The sequence below is a fragment of the Butyrivibrio sp. AC2005 genome (assembly GCF_000424145.1).
Classification (GTDB): domain Bacteria; phylum Bacillota; class Clostridia; order Lachnospirales; family Lachnospiraceae; genus Butyrivibrio.
On the sequence record NZ_AUJI01000037.1, the window covers coordinates 45286 to 61440 of the forward strand.

Consider the following 16155-nt stretch of genomic DNA (forward strand, 5'->3'; position numbering starts at 1 on the left):
TCCCCTCATCCGTCAGCTGCGCTGACACCTTCCCCCCTTTGGGGGAAGGCATTTATCAGGGTCCTCTTTTTATATTGCAATAGGTATATCCTTTATCTGCTCGCCTGCAACCTCGTAGTTTTCAAGCGATACATCATTTCTGGTAAATTCATAAAAATCATGAACGTCAGGATTTAAGTGGAACTTCGGTGCAGGCTTGGGCTCACGCTTAATGAGTTCCTTTATGATATCCACATGTCTGTCGTAGATATGAGCATCCGCAATTACATGCACAAGCTCACCAACCTTCATATCACATACCTGTGCAAGCATATGTACCAGTACAGAATATTGGACAACATTCCAGTTATTGGCTGCAAGCACATCCTGAGAGCGCTGATTCAAAATAGCATTAAGAGTCAGCTTATCGTCGCCCTTTTTCTGTGTAACATTAAAGGTCATGCTATAAGCACAGGGATACAGATTCATCTCTGACAGATCCTGATGCACATAGATGTTGGTCATGATTCTGCGGCTGAAGGGATTGTTCTTAAGATCGTAAATCACACGATCCACCTGGTCAAACATTCCCTCCTTATATTTATGCTTAACGCTCATCTGGTAGCCATAGGCTTTTCCGATTGAACCGTTTTCATCTGCCCACTCATCCCAGATGTGGCTGTGAAGATCATTTACATTGTTGGACTTCTGCTGCCATATCCAAAGCATCTCGTCCGTAGCACTCTTAAGCGCTGTTTTCCTTAAAGTCATGATGGGGAATTCTTCCGCAAGATTATAGCGGTTTACCACGCCAAACTTCTTAATGGTATATGCAGGGGTTCCGTCCTCCCAGTGGGGGCGAACCTTCTCACCCTCTGTGCTGGTTCCGTTTTCAAGAATGTCCTTGCACATATTTATGAAAATCTCATCTGCTTTACTCATGCCAATCCTCCTCAAATGATTTTATTTCATAGGAATCCCCACAAAATAATAGAGAGTGCATTTGTTAAAACACACTCCCTATAGTATACCGATTTATATATTTTTTCTCAATTCGCACTTTGACTAAATGTAATTGTAATCCCAGTCCTGTTTTCGACTATTGTGTTTTTAATCCCAGTCCTGTTTTCGGCTATCGCCCTTTATCTCCCACTTATCACAAAGCGCAAGAATCTGGTCCGCAAATTTAGCCTTATCCTTATTGGTCATGCCCTCGCTTCTTGCAATGATCGCGGTAAGTCTTGCACCTGCTGCCTTAAGTCTTGTAAATACATCGGATACAAGCTTGCCGGGCTTCTTAACCACTGCCTTCGGAACACCTTCCTTAGTTATCTGTCCCGATATCAGGTCAAACTCTGTTCCGCTAAACGGAGCGTATGTATCATAGCCATACTCTTCTCTAAGGCAATTGGCAAAAGCCGTACATGACGCATCATCGCCATGAACAATGAAAACCTTCTTCGGTCTCTCCTTAAAGCCCTGAATCCAATTGATAAGGCCGTTCTTGTCTGCATGACCGGACAAACCTGACAGCTTGCAGATTTCCGCACGTACGTCAATCGTCTCTCCGAAAAGTCTTATCTCATCAGCACCCTCGAGGATAGCGCGACCTGTCGTTCCCATTGACTGATAGCCCGCAAACAGAATCGTCGAATCCTCGCGCCACAGATTGTGCTTTAAATGGTGCCTTATTCTTCCTGCTTCACACATTCCCGAAGCCGAGATGATTACCTTTGGTGTTTCTTCCTCATTTATAGCCCTGGACTCCTCTGTTGTGATAGCAAGATTCAGTCCCGGGAATGATAGCGGATTGATGTGTTTTTTTACCAGATCCAGCGCTTCCTCGTCATAGCAGTCAAGAGCATGATCTCCGAACACCTCCGTCGCCTCCACCGCCATAGGGGAGTCTACATAAACAGGAAAATCGTCCACTGCAGTGACCAGGTGGTCCTTCTTAATTGTTCTTAAAAAATACAGAATCTCCTGAGTCCTTCCTACTGCAAAGGAAGGTATTACAACGTTTCCTCCTCTTGCAAAAGTTCTGTCCAATATTTTTGTCAGTTCAGCAACATAATCAGGCTTTTCGTTTTCATGATATCTGTCACCATAGGTCGATTCCATGACAACATAATCCGCGGTGGAAGTAAGCTCCGGATCCTTCAAAATAGGCTGATCGTAATTACCTATGTCTCCTGAAAATACGATCTTTTTCTGTGCTCCTTTTTCAGTAGCCCATACCTCTATGCTGGCTGACCCAAGAAGGTGTCCGATATCGGTAAACCTTATCGTAACTCCCTCACATATATCTATCTTCTTATTGTACTCGCAGGACACAATGTGACGCAGCGTATTATCTGCATCCTCCATCGTATAAAGCGGTTCAATCTGTTTGATATCCTTACTTCTCTTACCCTTGCGGCTTCTCCACTCCGCCTCCTGCATCTGGATGTGTGCGCAGTCACGGAGCATTATATTACACAGATCAGCTGTCGGTCTCGTCATGAAAATTTTCCCGCGAAAGCCTCTTGCATACAAAAGGGGAAGATTTCCCGAATGATCAACATGGGCATGTGTAAGCAGGACATAGTCAATCTCTGCCGCACTGACAGGGAGCTCTGCATGCTCAAAAGCTATGCTGCCCTGCTCCATACCATAGTCCACAAGAATGTGCTTATCACCAATGTTCAGGTAGTGACAACTACCTGTAACCACATGATCCGCACCAATGAAACTCAGCTTCATAGGCACCTCCTTCTGGTAATGATTAATTATCACCAAACAAAGTCCTACTATAATTTTAAGTCCGTGCTGCCCGCTATGCAAATAAATTAATTCTTGGTATAGCGCTTAAGTTCTAACCATTTTCTAATATTTTTCTTATATTTCTATATACCGCAATTTTTCTGCATGCACATATATTATGATGGAATTCGTAAAGGAGGTAAAATGGATGAAGACAAAAATATTATCTATTCTTCTTATCTGCTGCATGCTCGCAGGCTGCACAAATCAGGCTGTCAATGCCATGAGTACAAATAAAAAAGAAAGTACTGTACAGACTTCAGGTAAAAATACATCTGAAGAAATGACTGTAGGTAACGTCTATCATGGCTTTACCTTGAAAGACATATATTCCAGCACGCTCCTAAACTCGGACATCTACACCTTCAAGCATGAAGGCTGTGGAGCTGATCTTGTGTATATTAGGAATTCAGACCCGGAATGTGCTTTTTCCATTACTTATAAAACTCCCTACATCGATGAAACAGACACTAACCATGTCTTTGAGCACGCAATCATAGCAGGATCTGAAAAATATCCTGCCAAAGATCTCTTCTTTGACCTGTATAACAAATCCTATTCAACTTTTATAAACGCAGTTACTCTTCCTTTAATAACTATGTACCCGGTAGCAAGTCTTGATCAGAATCAGCTAATAAAGCTGATGGACGCTTACATGAGCTGTATGGTTGCTCCTGATATTCTGAAAAACGAAAACATTTTCAAAAGGGAAGCCATCAGATTTGAACTTAATAATCCCGATGAAGACATAAGTATAAACGGAACTGTTTACGCAGAGGATCTGGGCTATTTAACCGATCCCAAACAGAACGTTAGAAGCAACATTATTCATGAATTATACCCCGGAGAAATAGCCTCTAATTTGGAAGGTTTGGGAGAATTTCATTATGATGACCTCACCTATGAGCACACTTTGGAAACTTATGAAAGATACTATTACTTTGACAACAGCCTTATTACTTTATATGGAGATTTAAATATAGATACTTTCCTTGATTTTCTGGACTCTGAATATTTATCAAAATACGAAGTGAACGGAACTGATCTAAGCAAATATACGGATCCTCCGACAGAAGGTGGTTATATAGAAAAAGTACTGCCCATCATTGCCTATGAAGGAGACTCCGTAGAAAACAGCGGATTTATAACCTATTCCATAGATCTGCAGGGCGCTGATATAGAAACATTACATGCCTGGACAATTTTGTGTTCTATATTGAATCGTCCATCTTCTGTCATGAATAAAAAGCTTATTGCCGAAGGCATTGAGAATCCTGTATCCGTTGAATATGATACGGATAATGTAAAGCCCTTTGTTACTTTTAAGATGAGTAATGCAAATGCTGATCAGATGCAAGCGCTTAAGAAAATTGCAGAGTTTACTCTTAAGGATATAGCTGAAAATGGCGTTTCTTCAACCCTTCTTGATGCTGTTTTAAAGGACACAGAGCTTTCTACTGTTTTTGCGAGAAACTCCAGTAATGTCGCTGTTTATCAGGCAATAAAACTATCTAATTACTGGGCAGCAAATTTAAAAACAGATTATTATGCTACTTTTGAAGACACTCTTTTCAAAATTAAGGCGGACACAAAACAGGATTTCATAAAATCTCTTGCCAAATCCGCATTGGAGCCAAAACGAAGTGCTCTTATCGCTAGTATTCCCGAGCCCGGAACAGCAGAAAAATATGAGGAAGAGTTAGCCTCATACCTAAAGAAGATGAAGGACAGCATGTCTGATGAAGAAATAGCAGCTTTTATAAAGGAAACAGAAGCCTTTAACGAATGGAATGAAATCGAACTTCCAAACAATGATTTCATGATTGATCCGAAGGATATCCCTGATACCCTGCCTATTTCCCTCACAAAGGAAACAAGGGACGATATTACCTTTATATCAGGAGACGTGGACGCACAAGGAGCGGCATGCTATTCAATCTATTTTGACTTAAGTGGCATGAGCAGAGACGAGCTTATGGACCTCATGGCTTACAATAATCTTTTCCTGAATACTGATACCTCCAAATACTCTGCAGAAGAACTGGATATCCTAAAATGCGAGTTTTTATATGAGTTTAGTTCTACCCTCTGTTATCTCCATGATAATAATGCACAGAAGGATTACCCAGCGCTTTTACTTACCTGGGAAGGTCTTACAAAGGATTTTGAAAAGAGTCTTAATCTGCTTCTCAATATTTTGACAGAGACAGACCTTAGTGATACAGACGACATTGCATATATTATTTCAAAAAATGTCGAAAAGTATAATATGAGTAAAAAAGAAGGCTATGATCTATCAAAGCAATTTTCCATGGCTTCAGCCGGTCTGCCGGTTTCAGATTCCACCCGGTTGCTACTTGATGTATCCGGATCTGATTTATATACATATATGAAGACTGCGGCAGAGGATGTAAAAAGTACTGATGGCTCGTTCGATAAACTCCTCCAAAAATTCGACAATGCGAGAAAGAAAGCCTATACCAAATCAAACCTTATCTTCGGACTTGCCGCTTCCAAATCTGAACAGGATGAAATAATAGAAAAAGCTTTTGAAAAGCTGTCTCTTCTTGATGAAAAGGATGAGGAAACAGCAGCATATGAACTTCCTTCCTTAAAACGCAAAACTGGGGTAATCGCCGAAACAACTCAGAACTATACTGCTCTATATTCATCCTATAAGAACAATAAAAATTTTCGCGGTGCATATATCCCCTTTATATACGCTGCAAATGATAAATACATCGTCCCTAAGATCAGATTCCAATACGGCGCATATTCCGCAGGGCTCTGTTCATTTGAAATATATAATACATTGTTCTGCTATTCCTATATGGATCCCAATGTAAAAAAATCCATCGAGGTTTTTGAAGGAATCTCAGATTATGTAAAGGACGCTGAGTTAACAGAGGAAGAATTCAAAGGCTACATCCTTACAGCTTATGGTAACGCAAATCTTAAGGAAGGCTTATGGAATGATGTCAACCATGCTATATTACTATCCCTAATGGGCGCTGATGAGCATGAGATTTCGGACACTATAAACGATATTAAAAATGCCTCGCTCTCAATGCAGTCCGAAGCAGCCACAAGTCTGGAGGAAATTATAGATCATGCAGGAATTGCTACAGCAGGAAATGAAAAAGATATTATGGCTGACAAAAATGTATTTGATGAAATTATAAATTCGAAGGAGAAAGAATAATCGTATTGGACCAAGCCCTCACTTGGGAAGGAAGTGTCCTGCAAAACATAGGATTTCTGCGTAGATTCCCGCTTTTTCGCGTAAAAAGTCATGCCTTATATTTTTACGCTGTTTGTTGTAAAATTTCTTCATGAATATTTTAGAACAGTTATCACTTTATATTTTTCCTAAAACACGTTTCCGCTCTGCGGACAGACATATTGAAATCAGGGATACTATCGAAAACCACCGCGCCGTAAGGCTTCTTCTGTATGATGGAGTAAGGGAGTCCGGCATGTACCTGGACGAATATGGTGACAGGGATCCTCTGTTTAATTACATGAAAACTCTTAAGACCATGGTCGAGCACAATCCCGGATTGAACAACTGTCTCCTTATCGGCGGTGGTGGTTTTGTCATCCCCAGGCTCTATTTAAAATGGCATCCCGAGCGCAGGATAACCGTTGTCGAAGTCGATGGTGGTTACGTTGAACTTGCCAAAAGGTACTTTGGGCTAAACCTTAACGACAAACGAATCAAGGTTGTTGTTAAGGATGGTTTTGAATTCATAAAAGAGGCCACCATGCACAACGCCGGTATCGAAAGTAACTACAGCCACGATGTCCGCTATGACAGAGCTCCTTCTGCTGCAAAGTATGACCTGGTGATTTTTGATGCCTATACCGGAAGCTCAGCTTCCAAGACTATTTTATCTGAATATGCATTAAAAAGCGTATATTCCCTTCTTAATCCTAACGGAATATACGCTCTTAACATGATGAACGAGGCTCAGGATGTCATTTCCATGCAGACACATCTCACCAATGCCAGCCTTAAGAATATTTTCAAATATACCAGAATCGTTCCCTGCCAGGGCGGCGGAAACTGCATACTTATGGCATCAGACAGGAAAATATAAACCCGTCTTTTGCCATATGCTCTATGCTACGCGCATTATTATTTGCCATGTTGCACATGCTGTTTTAATATATGCAGTACAGATTACTTTTATCTGTGTTGGCAGGATTTTCTCAATGTATTTTTCTGTGACAAGCTTGCGGATATATTTTCAGGCTGATATTCAGTCTATTTGCTAACAAATCTTCATTTTGGGTTACCACTATTTTTGCCTGTTCACCCAATTCGTAAAAAATCTTTCATATTGACTGAAACATTTCTAAAAAAGTTATCGTTATTACGTTTTTGTTCAACCTATTTTTCTACTTTGCTTCTTTTTGGGCTAACTCTATGTTCAAATAACAATCAATTCTTTCAATATTTTGACCAATGCTTACAAATCATTCAGTCTAAAATTGTATTTTTATAAATTTGGGTCTACTGCCTCCGGAATTCTGTTCTATATTCCGTAAAATGATGATCCTGTATTGTTTATTTCATGATTATGGGTGAAAATAGACTCTCCGGAACTCTCTGTAAACGGTAAAATATATCCTCGCTCAGCAAGTTTTATAACACATCACTTTTTACATCACTTAGATTAGAAAACGATAGTTTTAGACGATTTCCGTCAGGTCACCATGAACAATATGAAAGTAAATAAAAATCAGTATCCATCTAGTGTTCCGGTACTTCCATAACACTCTATGAATACTGATAAAAATTCATGCAGAAGATGGGACTTTTTATAACAGTCCGCATATTTACTGCATATTTCAATGTTCTACATCATTTTTTACATCATTTCACTTTATACTATCAAAAAAGCAGCTAAAAAATAGCTGCCTTTTTTAATCATTATTCTCTAATCGGTACGCCTACATTATCTTTGAATGAGCCTGATGCAATCTTGATAATATCAACAAACCAACCTATACAGAAAAATCCTCCTGTAAATAGGTATAATATTCCTTTTCCAAAATTACCCACATAGAAATGATGTGCTCCACACCAACCCAAGAAAATACACAACATCAATGCGGTGCTCTTACTCTTATCTGATGTTGCTGTTACATATTGTGACATAAAAACCTCCACTAAATAAATAAAACTAAAAAATGCAACGTCTTATGATACCACTGTGCAACTAATTACACAAGTTATATTACACGTTAATCAATCATGTGCAATTATCTATACTCTACATAAGAAAAGAGGTGCATATCGTGGGTTTTGGTACTATAAAAATAAATCTCGAAGAACAATTAAAAAAATCGGGATTATCCAAAAATAAATTTGCTCAAAGAGCAGAATTGCAGCGAACACAGCTTAATCACTATCTTAGCGGTGATATTTCATTATTAGACCGCGCTGTTTTAGGTCGTATGTGTACAGTTCTACAATGCAGAATTGAAGATATCTTAGAATTTATACCTCCACAAGAATAAAGAGGAGCTAACAGCTCCCCTTATAAATCAAATTATTTTCAATTGTCTCATAGCATTTTTCTTAGTACTATCCATAACATGAGCATATAAATCCAAGCTCATTTTAATAGATGTATGTCCTAACAATTCCTGCAAAGTCTTAGGCTCTACACCCGATTCAATACATCTTGTGGCAAAAGTGGCTCTAAATGCGTGCATTGTAAATGGCTCTATGTGAGCACGTTTACATATTCTCTTTATTTCTCTATTTGTAGGAGCTACTACTATCAAACCACCTTCGGGAGCCTTGAATATCGTATCATTGAATGATATAACCTTATTTCCATATAACATACGATTAATCTGTCTTTGATGTTCTAATATGCCAATAATCGCATCATTAAGAGGAATATCTCTTGTGCCCTTCATGGTTTTTGTAGTATCACCAATTACCATATTTCCAACTTCTGATTTTGTAAGTGTCCGTCTTACATGAATCATTCCATCTGAAATATCTGATTCAAACAACGCACCAATTTCGCCTACTCTCATTCCAGTATTTACTGCTAATCTGAAAATATCATAGTATGCAGAATTTTCTGCTTCTTTAAAGAATCTCTCTGTTTCCTCGCGAGATAAAGCTCTATGAAAAGTATCTCTTGCAGGAGGAACTGACCTTTGTAAATTCTTTACTGCAATGCAAGGATTGTAATCAATCCAACGCTCTTTAAGTGCATCATTAAATACATGATTTAAAACAGCAATTTTATCATTGACTGTCTGCTCAGAATTACCATTGTCTTCAATTAGAGCCCTCTGAACAGTTCTGATATCCTCGGGAGATATTTCCTTTAACTTAATATCACCTAGACGTTTATTAAGGCTCTGAATAACCACATTCGAGCATGATTCATACTGAAAATGCTGACATCTTAAGGTAGCCTCCTTTACAGTTCCTCTCCTAGATTCTGTCCACATTTCATGGAACTCATCAAGAGAAGGATTATCATGTCTCGTTTTACCTTCAACAAGCTGATTCTTCTTTAGACGTGCTTTTTCTTCAAGCTCTGCCTTTGTATGTCCATATACATAATACCTTTTGCCATTATATATAAAGTCCTGATAGTATAGACCATCTGAACGTTTTTTCATTTTTGCCATTACATACCCCTTTTCTTATCAATAGATGTGTAGCTTTGTCTATGTTTACGTACGTATTGTACCATTATTTACGTACGTACTCAAGTTATATTTTTATCCAATATATGTTAAAATACCTAAAATACTTATATTGGAGAATTTACAAGAAATGACTTTTGACAAATCTCAATATCACAATGAATATGCCAAGAAAAAATTGAAGCGTATTCCCTTAGATGTATCACTTGAAAAATATGATAAAATAAAGAAACACGCTTCAACTAAATCAGAAACAGTAAATGGCTTTATTAAGCGTGCTATTGATGAAGCAATTGAACGTGATAACAAGTAATCACACCCTTGTTGAAGTGGTGGTTTCATGGCATTTTGCCTTGAATAACTTACCTTTATTCACAAGTTCATGATAATCCGCATCTCGCTTCGCCTTTTCTTCGGGTGAATTGTATTGGCGTGTGTAAGCATCCATTATCTCAGAAACCTCTTTTACATTTTTTAGGAACTCAGACTGGGATGCAGGCTTTTGTCTATATTCAAGTTTAAAGTGCAAATCTCCGTTGACATAGCAGTATAATTCTTCATATCCATCTCGCTTGCTTCCTAAATACCTACAATAAGCGTCTTTTTCCTCCTCAGTAAGCTCATCATAATAAGCGCCCGAATCAATGAGTTTTAGAATAGCTCCCACATCCTCAGCACTGCCTAAGTCCATTCTTAAGGCTTGTAATCTACGTCTTAAGGATTTACTCATAGGATATCACTCCTCTCCTTGATAATAGCCTCAAGCTCCTCCACTCTTTCCATAATATCGGTCTGTTCAAGCATCTTAAGAGTATTTCTGATGATACAGTCAGCGGCATTTAATCTTATTTGTTGAGCAGTGTCTGCATCCTTCATGATTTCGGCTATAACTTCGCAGGCATCCACAAGATTACGCTGCATTTTTGCAGTCGCCGCTTTTAATAGGTCAGATTTTGCCCTAGCATAAAGCTCCTTAAAATGCTCCTGCTTCATGCGAGAATATAATGTCTTTATCTGCACACCTAGCATCTCTGCGGCGGCTTTAATCGTACCGCACTCTATGAGTGCAGATACGATTTCTTCATCAGTAAGTCGCCTTGCCATATTACATCACCACCTTTAATATCCATAAGGAATTTGTCAGTAATAGCACCATCAAGGTAATAATTGAAAGAAACCATAAGCGGCGATTTATCCGCTCCTGCCTAACCATCTCAGATTCATAGGCAATATAAGAAACCGATTTTTTACCATCCATTCTTATACCTCCACATCAATCATTGACTGCTTCGCGGAAGCTCTCCAAGTCATTAACACCACCAAGATAAGCAAGGGCATCAGCTTCGCTATTAAAGTCCCTATCCACACGAAAACTATACATAGCATTAGAAATATGTTCGGGATGATATATGCTTGCCCTAGCCGCCATTTCCTGCCTGCTATCACACCTCTCAAGGGCGGCTATTCGCTTAGCACTGTCCTCAAGAGAATCAATATGAGCTAATACACTTGCAGTATCCTCTGCTCCAAAATGCACACCTCTAAGCTCATTCTTTTCAGCAATCTCATTGAGAATAGACAATCCTACTGGGCAATTTTTAAGGGTACGAGCCGCCTGCTCAAGCTCATCCTTGCTTATTGTTTCTCTCATCTTAAGAGCCTGCAATAGAGCAAGCTCATCCGATGTGGGAGCAATCATCTCCTTATTTTTTGCACTTTTTCTCATCTCGCCTATTGTAACCATGAAGTCCTTAAGGCACTTCTGCTGAAAAGTTGTAAGCTCTGCCCTACGATTTTTCTCAATTTCAGCTTTTTCCTGCTCATATCCTTCACTACCGCTATACTGTTCAATTTTATTGAGTTCAGCATCATATTTTTCATGTAGTGCCTTAAGTCCTGCTCTATGCCTCTGTACTTGATTAAAATACCATTGTGTGTGACTCATTTTATCTCCTCCCTTTATCTGTAATAATTTTTGATAACTACCGAATCAACCTTCACTTCAAAAAGTGACTTAGTCTGCTCAATTGGTTCATATCCACATATTTTCATCATCTCTTGAAATTCCTCATCAGTTGAATAAATTCCAGTCATACGCTGAAAAATATGCTTAAGAACATAGGAATCAGCTTGTTTTCTTGTCATTCCTGACAAGTTTTGCTTTATCCATTTGATACAAACAGCACACTCCTCGCCACTCATAAACTTTTTCATGACTCCCTCCATTACATATCATTGCTAAGAAAAAAATCCGTTGATATCGTTGATATCCGTTTGCATATAGCAATAGCCATCAACGGATATCAACAAAATCAATATTAAATTGCTTTTAAACAGTTCTTATAAATTCATATCTTTTTGAGCCGCTTCCATTTTTCTTTTCAATCATGCTGATATTGTCGTATTGTTTTAGCTGACGGCTTATACTTGAGATTTGTCTCCCTATTGCTTGTGGACTTTCTCGAATAGGTACATCCATTTGATAACTAGCATCTTTAAGTTCTGATAATCTGCCACACCAAGTACCATCATTTGACTTTGATAAAAGTAGCTTGATTGTAATAACAATAGGATTTTTCCTATACTTATTTTCTTGTTGTTGCTCAACATAATCATCAAGAGTGCCTAGTAATCTCCATTGATAAATACTTGTATCAAATATCCCCTTGAAGTCATTGTTTTGAACTGTTCTGCCTGTGATACTTATGTTGCTCTCATCATCTCTTCTGTTTTCTTTGTAAATAACAATGGCAGCATCACATGCAGCCATTAACGCAGTACTCCCAAGAATATTTGCAAATGGGTCAGTAGGGTCAACAAATTTCCTATTATGACTAATCAAGAGTATTGCTAAGTCTTTTTCTGTTGCAAACTGTTTCAATTCTGAAATTGAGCGATAATCCGCATCATAATCACTTTCATTGCTCTTCTTTGAATACTTAATCTTGGCAAATACATCAATCACAATCAGCTTAATTTGTGGATGTTCATCAATGGTTTTTTTCATAATTGAAACAAAACCTTGCTCCATAGTTGGCACTTCATTAACAATGAAAAAGTTGTTTGGAGCAGTTTTTTTTCCAAGCATAAGATTAAGCCGTTCTTTACTTAATCTCTTGTCATTTTCAAGGTCAACATATAAAACATCACTTTGATGTGTGTGAAACCCCAAAAACGGCTTTCCTTGCGAAATACACAAACACATTTGCATTGCCATCCACGATTTATAGAACTTTGACTTTGCAGAAAGGATTGAAACTCCATGAGATATCAAACCATCTACACAAAATTCCAATGGTGGCAAATCGCTATCTATCAATTCTTTTGCAGAGTATAATGCTAATGGTTCAGTAATAACTGCTTTTGCATTATGAATTAGTACTTTTCTTATCACACGACATATTTCCGTATGTGTAACCTTAATTCCATTTTCATAAGCAAAATTTGTTACAAGTGCATTTAGTTCCGCGGGATTATCAAAATAATCTGACTTGATAGATTGCGCATAATTAATAAGCTTTTGTTCATCTATCTTTTTCACATTATCACCACCACCTTATGCTGATATGGAGTCTAAGTATTCTTGTATCTTTTTTACATTCCATAGAACTCGCCTATTATTACTGATTGTGATTCTCGCGCCTGCTGCCTCACCGATTTCAATAGCAGTTTGTTTTCCACAGCCAAGACACTTAGCAAGTTGCTGTGTGTCTAGTGAAAAGCAGTCCTTCAAACTAATTACTTCTTTTTTAGTGGTTGCATTCATTATTTTTCCTCCTATTTTTTTGCAAGAAAAAGCCATAGGCGCAAATCATGTGCTCCTATGGCATCCAAATTATAATTATGAGTTTTGTCTAAGTATATTTTTTGAAAGAGTGAACAATTTATCGTCTATGGCTTTAATTGCTTGTCTCTATCTATCATAATACTTTAAACAACTTCGCAATTAAAGCTTTTCTGTGACATTTCTTATTTTTCCACTTAATTCACAAAGGCATGTAATATGATGTCAAAACATTTTTTATATTTCTTATAACTCTCTTGTGCATATCCCACAAACGCAGTTTACACCAGTAATTACTGCATCATTTTTTACATCATTTTTTACATCATTTTTTACATCATTTAGAGTCGAAAAAGATAGTTTTTGACGATTTCAGACAGCTCACTATAAACAATACGAAAGTAAATAAAAATCAGTATCCATCTAGTGTTCCGGTACTTCCACAACACTCTATGAATACTGATAAAAATTCATGCAGAAGATGGGACTATTTCCAACACACCGCATGAATACTGGATTTCTTTTAATCTGACTACATAACTGACTACAATACAATAAAAATAAAATGGCAGCAGGCTTTTTACCACCTGCTGCCGACTAGATAATTATACTATTCTCAGATTCTTCATAGCTTCTTTTTTGGTGTTATCCATTACATGACCATACAAATCCAGGGACATTTTGATACTTGTATGTCCTAACAATTCCTGCAAGGTTTTAGGTTGTATACCTGATTCTATCATTCTTGTTGCGAAAGTAGCTCTGAAACTATGCATAGTAAATGGTTCTATTCCAATTCTTTTGCATATCCTCTTTATTTCTCTATTGGTAGGAGCTGAAACAAGCAATCCACCCTCCGGTGCTTTAAATATACGCTCCTGCATTGATACAACCTTATCTCCGTATAACATCCGGTTTATCTTCTTCTGATGGTCAATTATCTCTGATATTGCATCATTCAATGGTATATCTCGCTGACCTTTCGTTGTTTTGGTACTATCTCCGATAACCATATTTCCAAGCTCAGATTTAGTAAGAGTACGCTTTATATGAATCTTATCATCATATATATCTGATTCAAACAGAGCACCGATTTCTCCAACTCTCATTCCGGTATTAACTGCTATCCGAAAAATATCATAATATGCTGAATTAACTGCTGCTTCAAAGAATCTATCTGTTTCTTCTCTGCTTAATGCTCTATGAAATGTATCTCTTGCAGGTGGTTCTGTCCTCTGTAAATTCTTAACTGCTATCATAGGATTAAAATCAATCCTGCGTTCTTTTAAAGCATCCGAAAACAAGTGATTCAATACCGCAAGCTTATCATTAACTGTCTGCTCTGAATTACCATTCTCTATCAATTTTCTTTGAACAATCCTTAGATCATCAGGAGTTACTTCTTTAAGCTTTATATCTCCGAGCTGCTTATTCAAGCTATCAATAAAAATCTCTGAACATGATTTATACTGGAATAACTGACAACGCAGCGTTGATTCTCTAACAGTCCCTTTTCTTGATTGTGTCCACATATCATGGTACTGATTCAAGGTTGGGTTATCATGTAATTCTTTTCCGGATTCAAGCTGCTGCCTCTTAATCATCATATTATGCTCTAATTCCTGAGCATTATAGCCATAAACAAAATAGCGTTTTCCATTATGCATAAATGTTTTTTGCAAACGTCCGTCTGCTCTTTTCTTTTGCCTTGCCATAACACATTTCTCCTTTATTTTTGCAAGGCAGCAGGCTTATAATATAGCTGTGCCTTGCTTCTGTGGTGGTTGCTTGGTACATATACTGGTCGTTAATGCGCCAACATTAGCGACCTTTATTTTTTTGATATTTTCTTCCTTGACCAAATCCGAACTTAAATGCTCTGACAATCGCTGAATACAAATCATCTTTTGAATGTATAGAACTAATCAGTTCTTGCATTTCATCCTGGCGCATATCATACCGCCATTCGATTTTGGTACTTTCAATTATTTGATTCATGTTCCGTTTCATTCACTATGAACCCTCCTTATCGAACAATATATAGTTTTTGGATAATATAATTATATTAAATAGTCGTATTTAATTCAACGTACAGTATATACAAAATATATGGATGTATTTAGTCATTATTTATATAGTCGTATTTATGCAAATATGGTATGATTTCTCTATAAGGGAGAATCTATTTTATGGGTGAAAAAGAACAAGCATATTACCGAGAGCATGCAAATAGTTTCAAAGAATCACATAAAAAATACATGGAAAACTATGTAGAAATCAAAGTGCGTATGACAAAAGAAAAACGTGCAGCGGTTCAAGAACATGCAAAATATATAACAAACGAATCGGTAAGTGCATTTATCAATCGTGCCATAGATGAAACAATCGAGCATGATAAAAATAATATTTGATAACAGATTGTGCACCTTCAAAATAAAATAAAACAATATAGAATACTAAAGCATATATGCTCCGCTAGAGCCTATATACGGATTGTCGTGGTTTGGCTAGGAGAAGTAACTATTTTTTTTATTTCTTCAAGTAGGAGGTAATATATGTACACAATTAGGGCTCTTCAGGGGTAATGGTGGGTGAAAAATGCCATCATCCCCAGCATTTATGCTGATCATGCGCCTCGAGGTTTTCTGTTAGGAAGTGGAATACTCAAATCCGAGCATACTAAGTAGACCATATCGAGCATGTTTTGGATGTTGCGAAAACCATATGCCTTACGGATAATCAGCTTGATTTTGTTATTAGTAGCTTCAATTCGAGCGTTACTCATGCCTAGCCTTATTGCATTCAGTATGTGCTCCCTGTGACGTTTGATCTTGAGGTAAAGTTCCTTGAAAGCACCAATCCTGCTGTGACTTGCCCACCAGAGCCAACGATTGAGGGCGTCCTCT

General features: G+C 37.8%; 19 protein-coding genes. 5 read left to right on the forward strand and 14 right to left on the reverse strand.

Annotated elements, in window-relative coordinates:
- Positions 1–69 precede the first annotated feature (69 nt).
- Entirely contained in the window at positions 70–921 is an 852-nt protein-coding gene (thyA, locus tag G602_RS0111415) for a thymidylate synthase (protein ID WP_026659113.1), read from the reverse strand.
- Positions 922–1089: 168 nt separating this feature from the next.
- The gene (locus G602_RS0111420; RefSeq protein ID WP_026659114.1) at positions 1090–2721 is read right to left on the reverse strand and encodes an MBL fold metallo-hydrolase RNA specificity domain-containing protein; all 1632 of its coding nucleotides are present in this window, start codon (positions 2719–2721) and stop codon (positions 1090–1092) included.
- A 208-nt stretch (positions 2722–2929) separates the two neighbouring features.
- On the opposite strand from G602_RS0111420, the gene G602_RS0111425 reads away from it, so the two are divergent.
- Together G602_RS0111425 and G602_RS0111430 are read left to right on the forward strand one after the other, a co-directional pair.
- On the forward strand, positions 2930–5983 hold the full coding sequence (locus tag G602_RS0111425) for an insulinase family protein (RefSeq protein WP_026659116.1): 3054 nt from the start codon (positions 2930–2932) through the stop codon (positions 5981–5983).
- Between the two features lie 130 nt (positions 5984–6113).
- The gene (locus G602_RS0111430; protein WP_026659117.1) at positions 6114–6881 is read left to right on the forward strand and encodes a spermidine synthase; all 768 of its coding nucleotides are present in this window, start codon (positions 6114–6116) and stop codon (positions 6879–6881) included.
- Positions 6882–7717: 836 nt separating this feature from the next.
- On the opposite strand, the gene G602_RS26300 is transcribed toward G602_RS0111430, so the two are convergent.
- Positions 7718–7945, reverse strand: coding sequence for a TM2 domain-containing protein (locus G602_RS26300; protein ID WP_049945190.1), 228 nt, complete (start codon positions 7943–7945; stop codon positions 7718–7720).
- Positions 7946–8085: 140 nt separating this feature from the next.
- Between G602_RS26300 and G602_RS0111440 the strand changes: the two genes are divergently transcribed.
- Positions 8086–8307 carry a helix-turn-helix domain-containing protein gene (locus G602_RS0111440; protein WP_026659118.1) on the forward strand — a complete coding sequence of 74 codons (222 nt, stop codon included), beginning with the start codon at positions 8086–8088 and terminating at the stop codon, positions 8305–8307.
- 27 nt (positions 8308–8334) lie between these two features.
- On the opposite strand, the gene G602_RS28910 is transcribed toward G602_RS0111440, so the two are convergent.
- A complete protein-coding gene (locus G602_RS28910) occupies positions 8335–9447 on the reverse strand; it encodes a tyrosine-type recombinase/integrase (protein WP_049945191.1) in 1113 nt (370 codons plus the stop codon).
- A gap of 148 nt (positions 9448–9595) precedes the next feature.
- Here G602_RS28910 and G602_RS0111450 point away from each other — a divergent pair, with 148 nt between their 5' ends.
- Positions 9596–9778 carry a ribbon-helix-helix domain-containing protein gene (locus G602_RS0111450; protein WP_026659119.1) on the forward strand — a complete coding sequence of 61 codons (183 nt, stop codon included), beginning with the start codon at positions 9596–9598 and terminating at the stop codon, positions 9776–9778.
- Here G602_RS0111450 and G602_RS0111455 read toward each other — a convergent pair whose 3' ends face one another.
- The 9 genes from G602_RS0111455 to G602_RS0111495 all read right to left on the reverse strand — a co-directional run bounded on the left by G602_RS0111455 (position 9779) and on the right by G602_RS0111495 (position 15259).
- Positions 9779–10195: a hypothetical protein gene (locus G602_RS0111455; RefSeq protein ID WP_026659120.1), complete on the reverse strand. Its 417-nt coding sequence runs from the start codon at positions 10193–10195 to the stop codon at positions 9779–9781. It abuts the gene before it with no gap.
- Positions 10192–10569: a helix-turn-helix domain-containing protein gene (locus tag G602_RS0111460; RefSeq protein ID WP_026659122.1), complete on the reverse strand. Its 378-nt coding sequence runs from the start codon at positions 10567–10569 to the stop codon at positions 10192–10194. The genes G602_RS0111455 and G602_RS0111460 overlap by 4 nt, the downstream gene beginning before the upstream one ends.
- Position 10570: 1 nt before the next feature.
- A complete protein-coding gene (locus G602_RS30410; RefSeq protein WP_155829832.1) occupies positions 10571–10723 on the reverse strand; it encodes a hypothetical protein in 153 nt (50 codons plus the stop codon).
- Between the two features lie 15 nt (positions 10724–10738).
- Positions 10739–11410, reverse strand: coding sequence for a hypothetical protein (locus G602_RS0111470; protein WP_026659123.1), 672 nt, complete (start codon positions 11408–11410; stop codon positions 10739–10741).
- Positions 11411–11424: 14 nt separating this feature from the next.
- The gene (locus G602_RS0111475; protein WP_026659124.1) at positions 11425–11679 is read right to left on the reverse strand and encodes a hypothetical protein; all 255 of its coding nucleotides are present in this window, start codon (positions 11677–11679) and stop codon (positions 11425–11427) included.
- A 115-nt stretch (positions 11680–11794) separates the two neighbouring features.
- Entirely contained in the window at positions 11795–13006 is a 1212-nt protein-coding gene (locus G602_RS0111480; RefSeq protein WP_026659125.1) for an AAA family ATPase, read from the reverse strand.
- A 15-nt stretch (positions 13007–13021) separates the two neighbouring features.
- Positions 13022–13231, reverse strand: a complete 210-nt coding sequence (locus tag G602_RS0111485) for a hypothetical protein (RefSeq protein WP_026659126.1) — start codon at positions 13229–13231, stop codon at positions 13022–13024.
- 623 nt (positions 13232–13854) lie between these two features.
- Positions 13855–14964, reverse strand: coding sequence for a tyrosine-type recombinase/integrase (locus G602_RS28915; RefSeq protein WP_049945192.1), 1110 nt, complete (start codon positions 14962–14964; stop codon positions 13855–13857).
- A gap of 106 nt (positions 14965–15070) precedes the next feature.
- On the reverse strand, positions 15071–15259 hold the full coding sequence (locus tag G602_RS0111495) for a hypothetical protein (protein WP_026659127.1): 189 nt from the start codon (positions 15257–15259) through the stop codon (positions 15071–15073).
- Between the two features lie 179 nt (positions 15260–15438).
- On the opposite strand from G602_RS0111495, the gene G602_RS0111500 reads away from it, so the two are divergent.
- Positions 15439–15660, forward strand: coding sequence for a hypothetical protein (locus G602_RS0111500; RefSeq protein WP_026659129.1), 222 nt, complete (start codon positions 15439–15441; stop codon positions 15658–15660).
- Between the two features lie 215 nt (positions 15661–15875).
- Here the strand turns inward: G602_RS0111500 and G602_RS0111505 are convergent.
- Positions 15876–16155 (reverse strand): transposase (locus G602_RS0111505; RefSeq protein ID WP_026659130.1); only part of this gene is annotated, 280 nt, incomplete at its 5' end.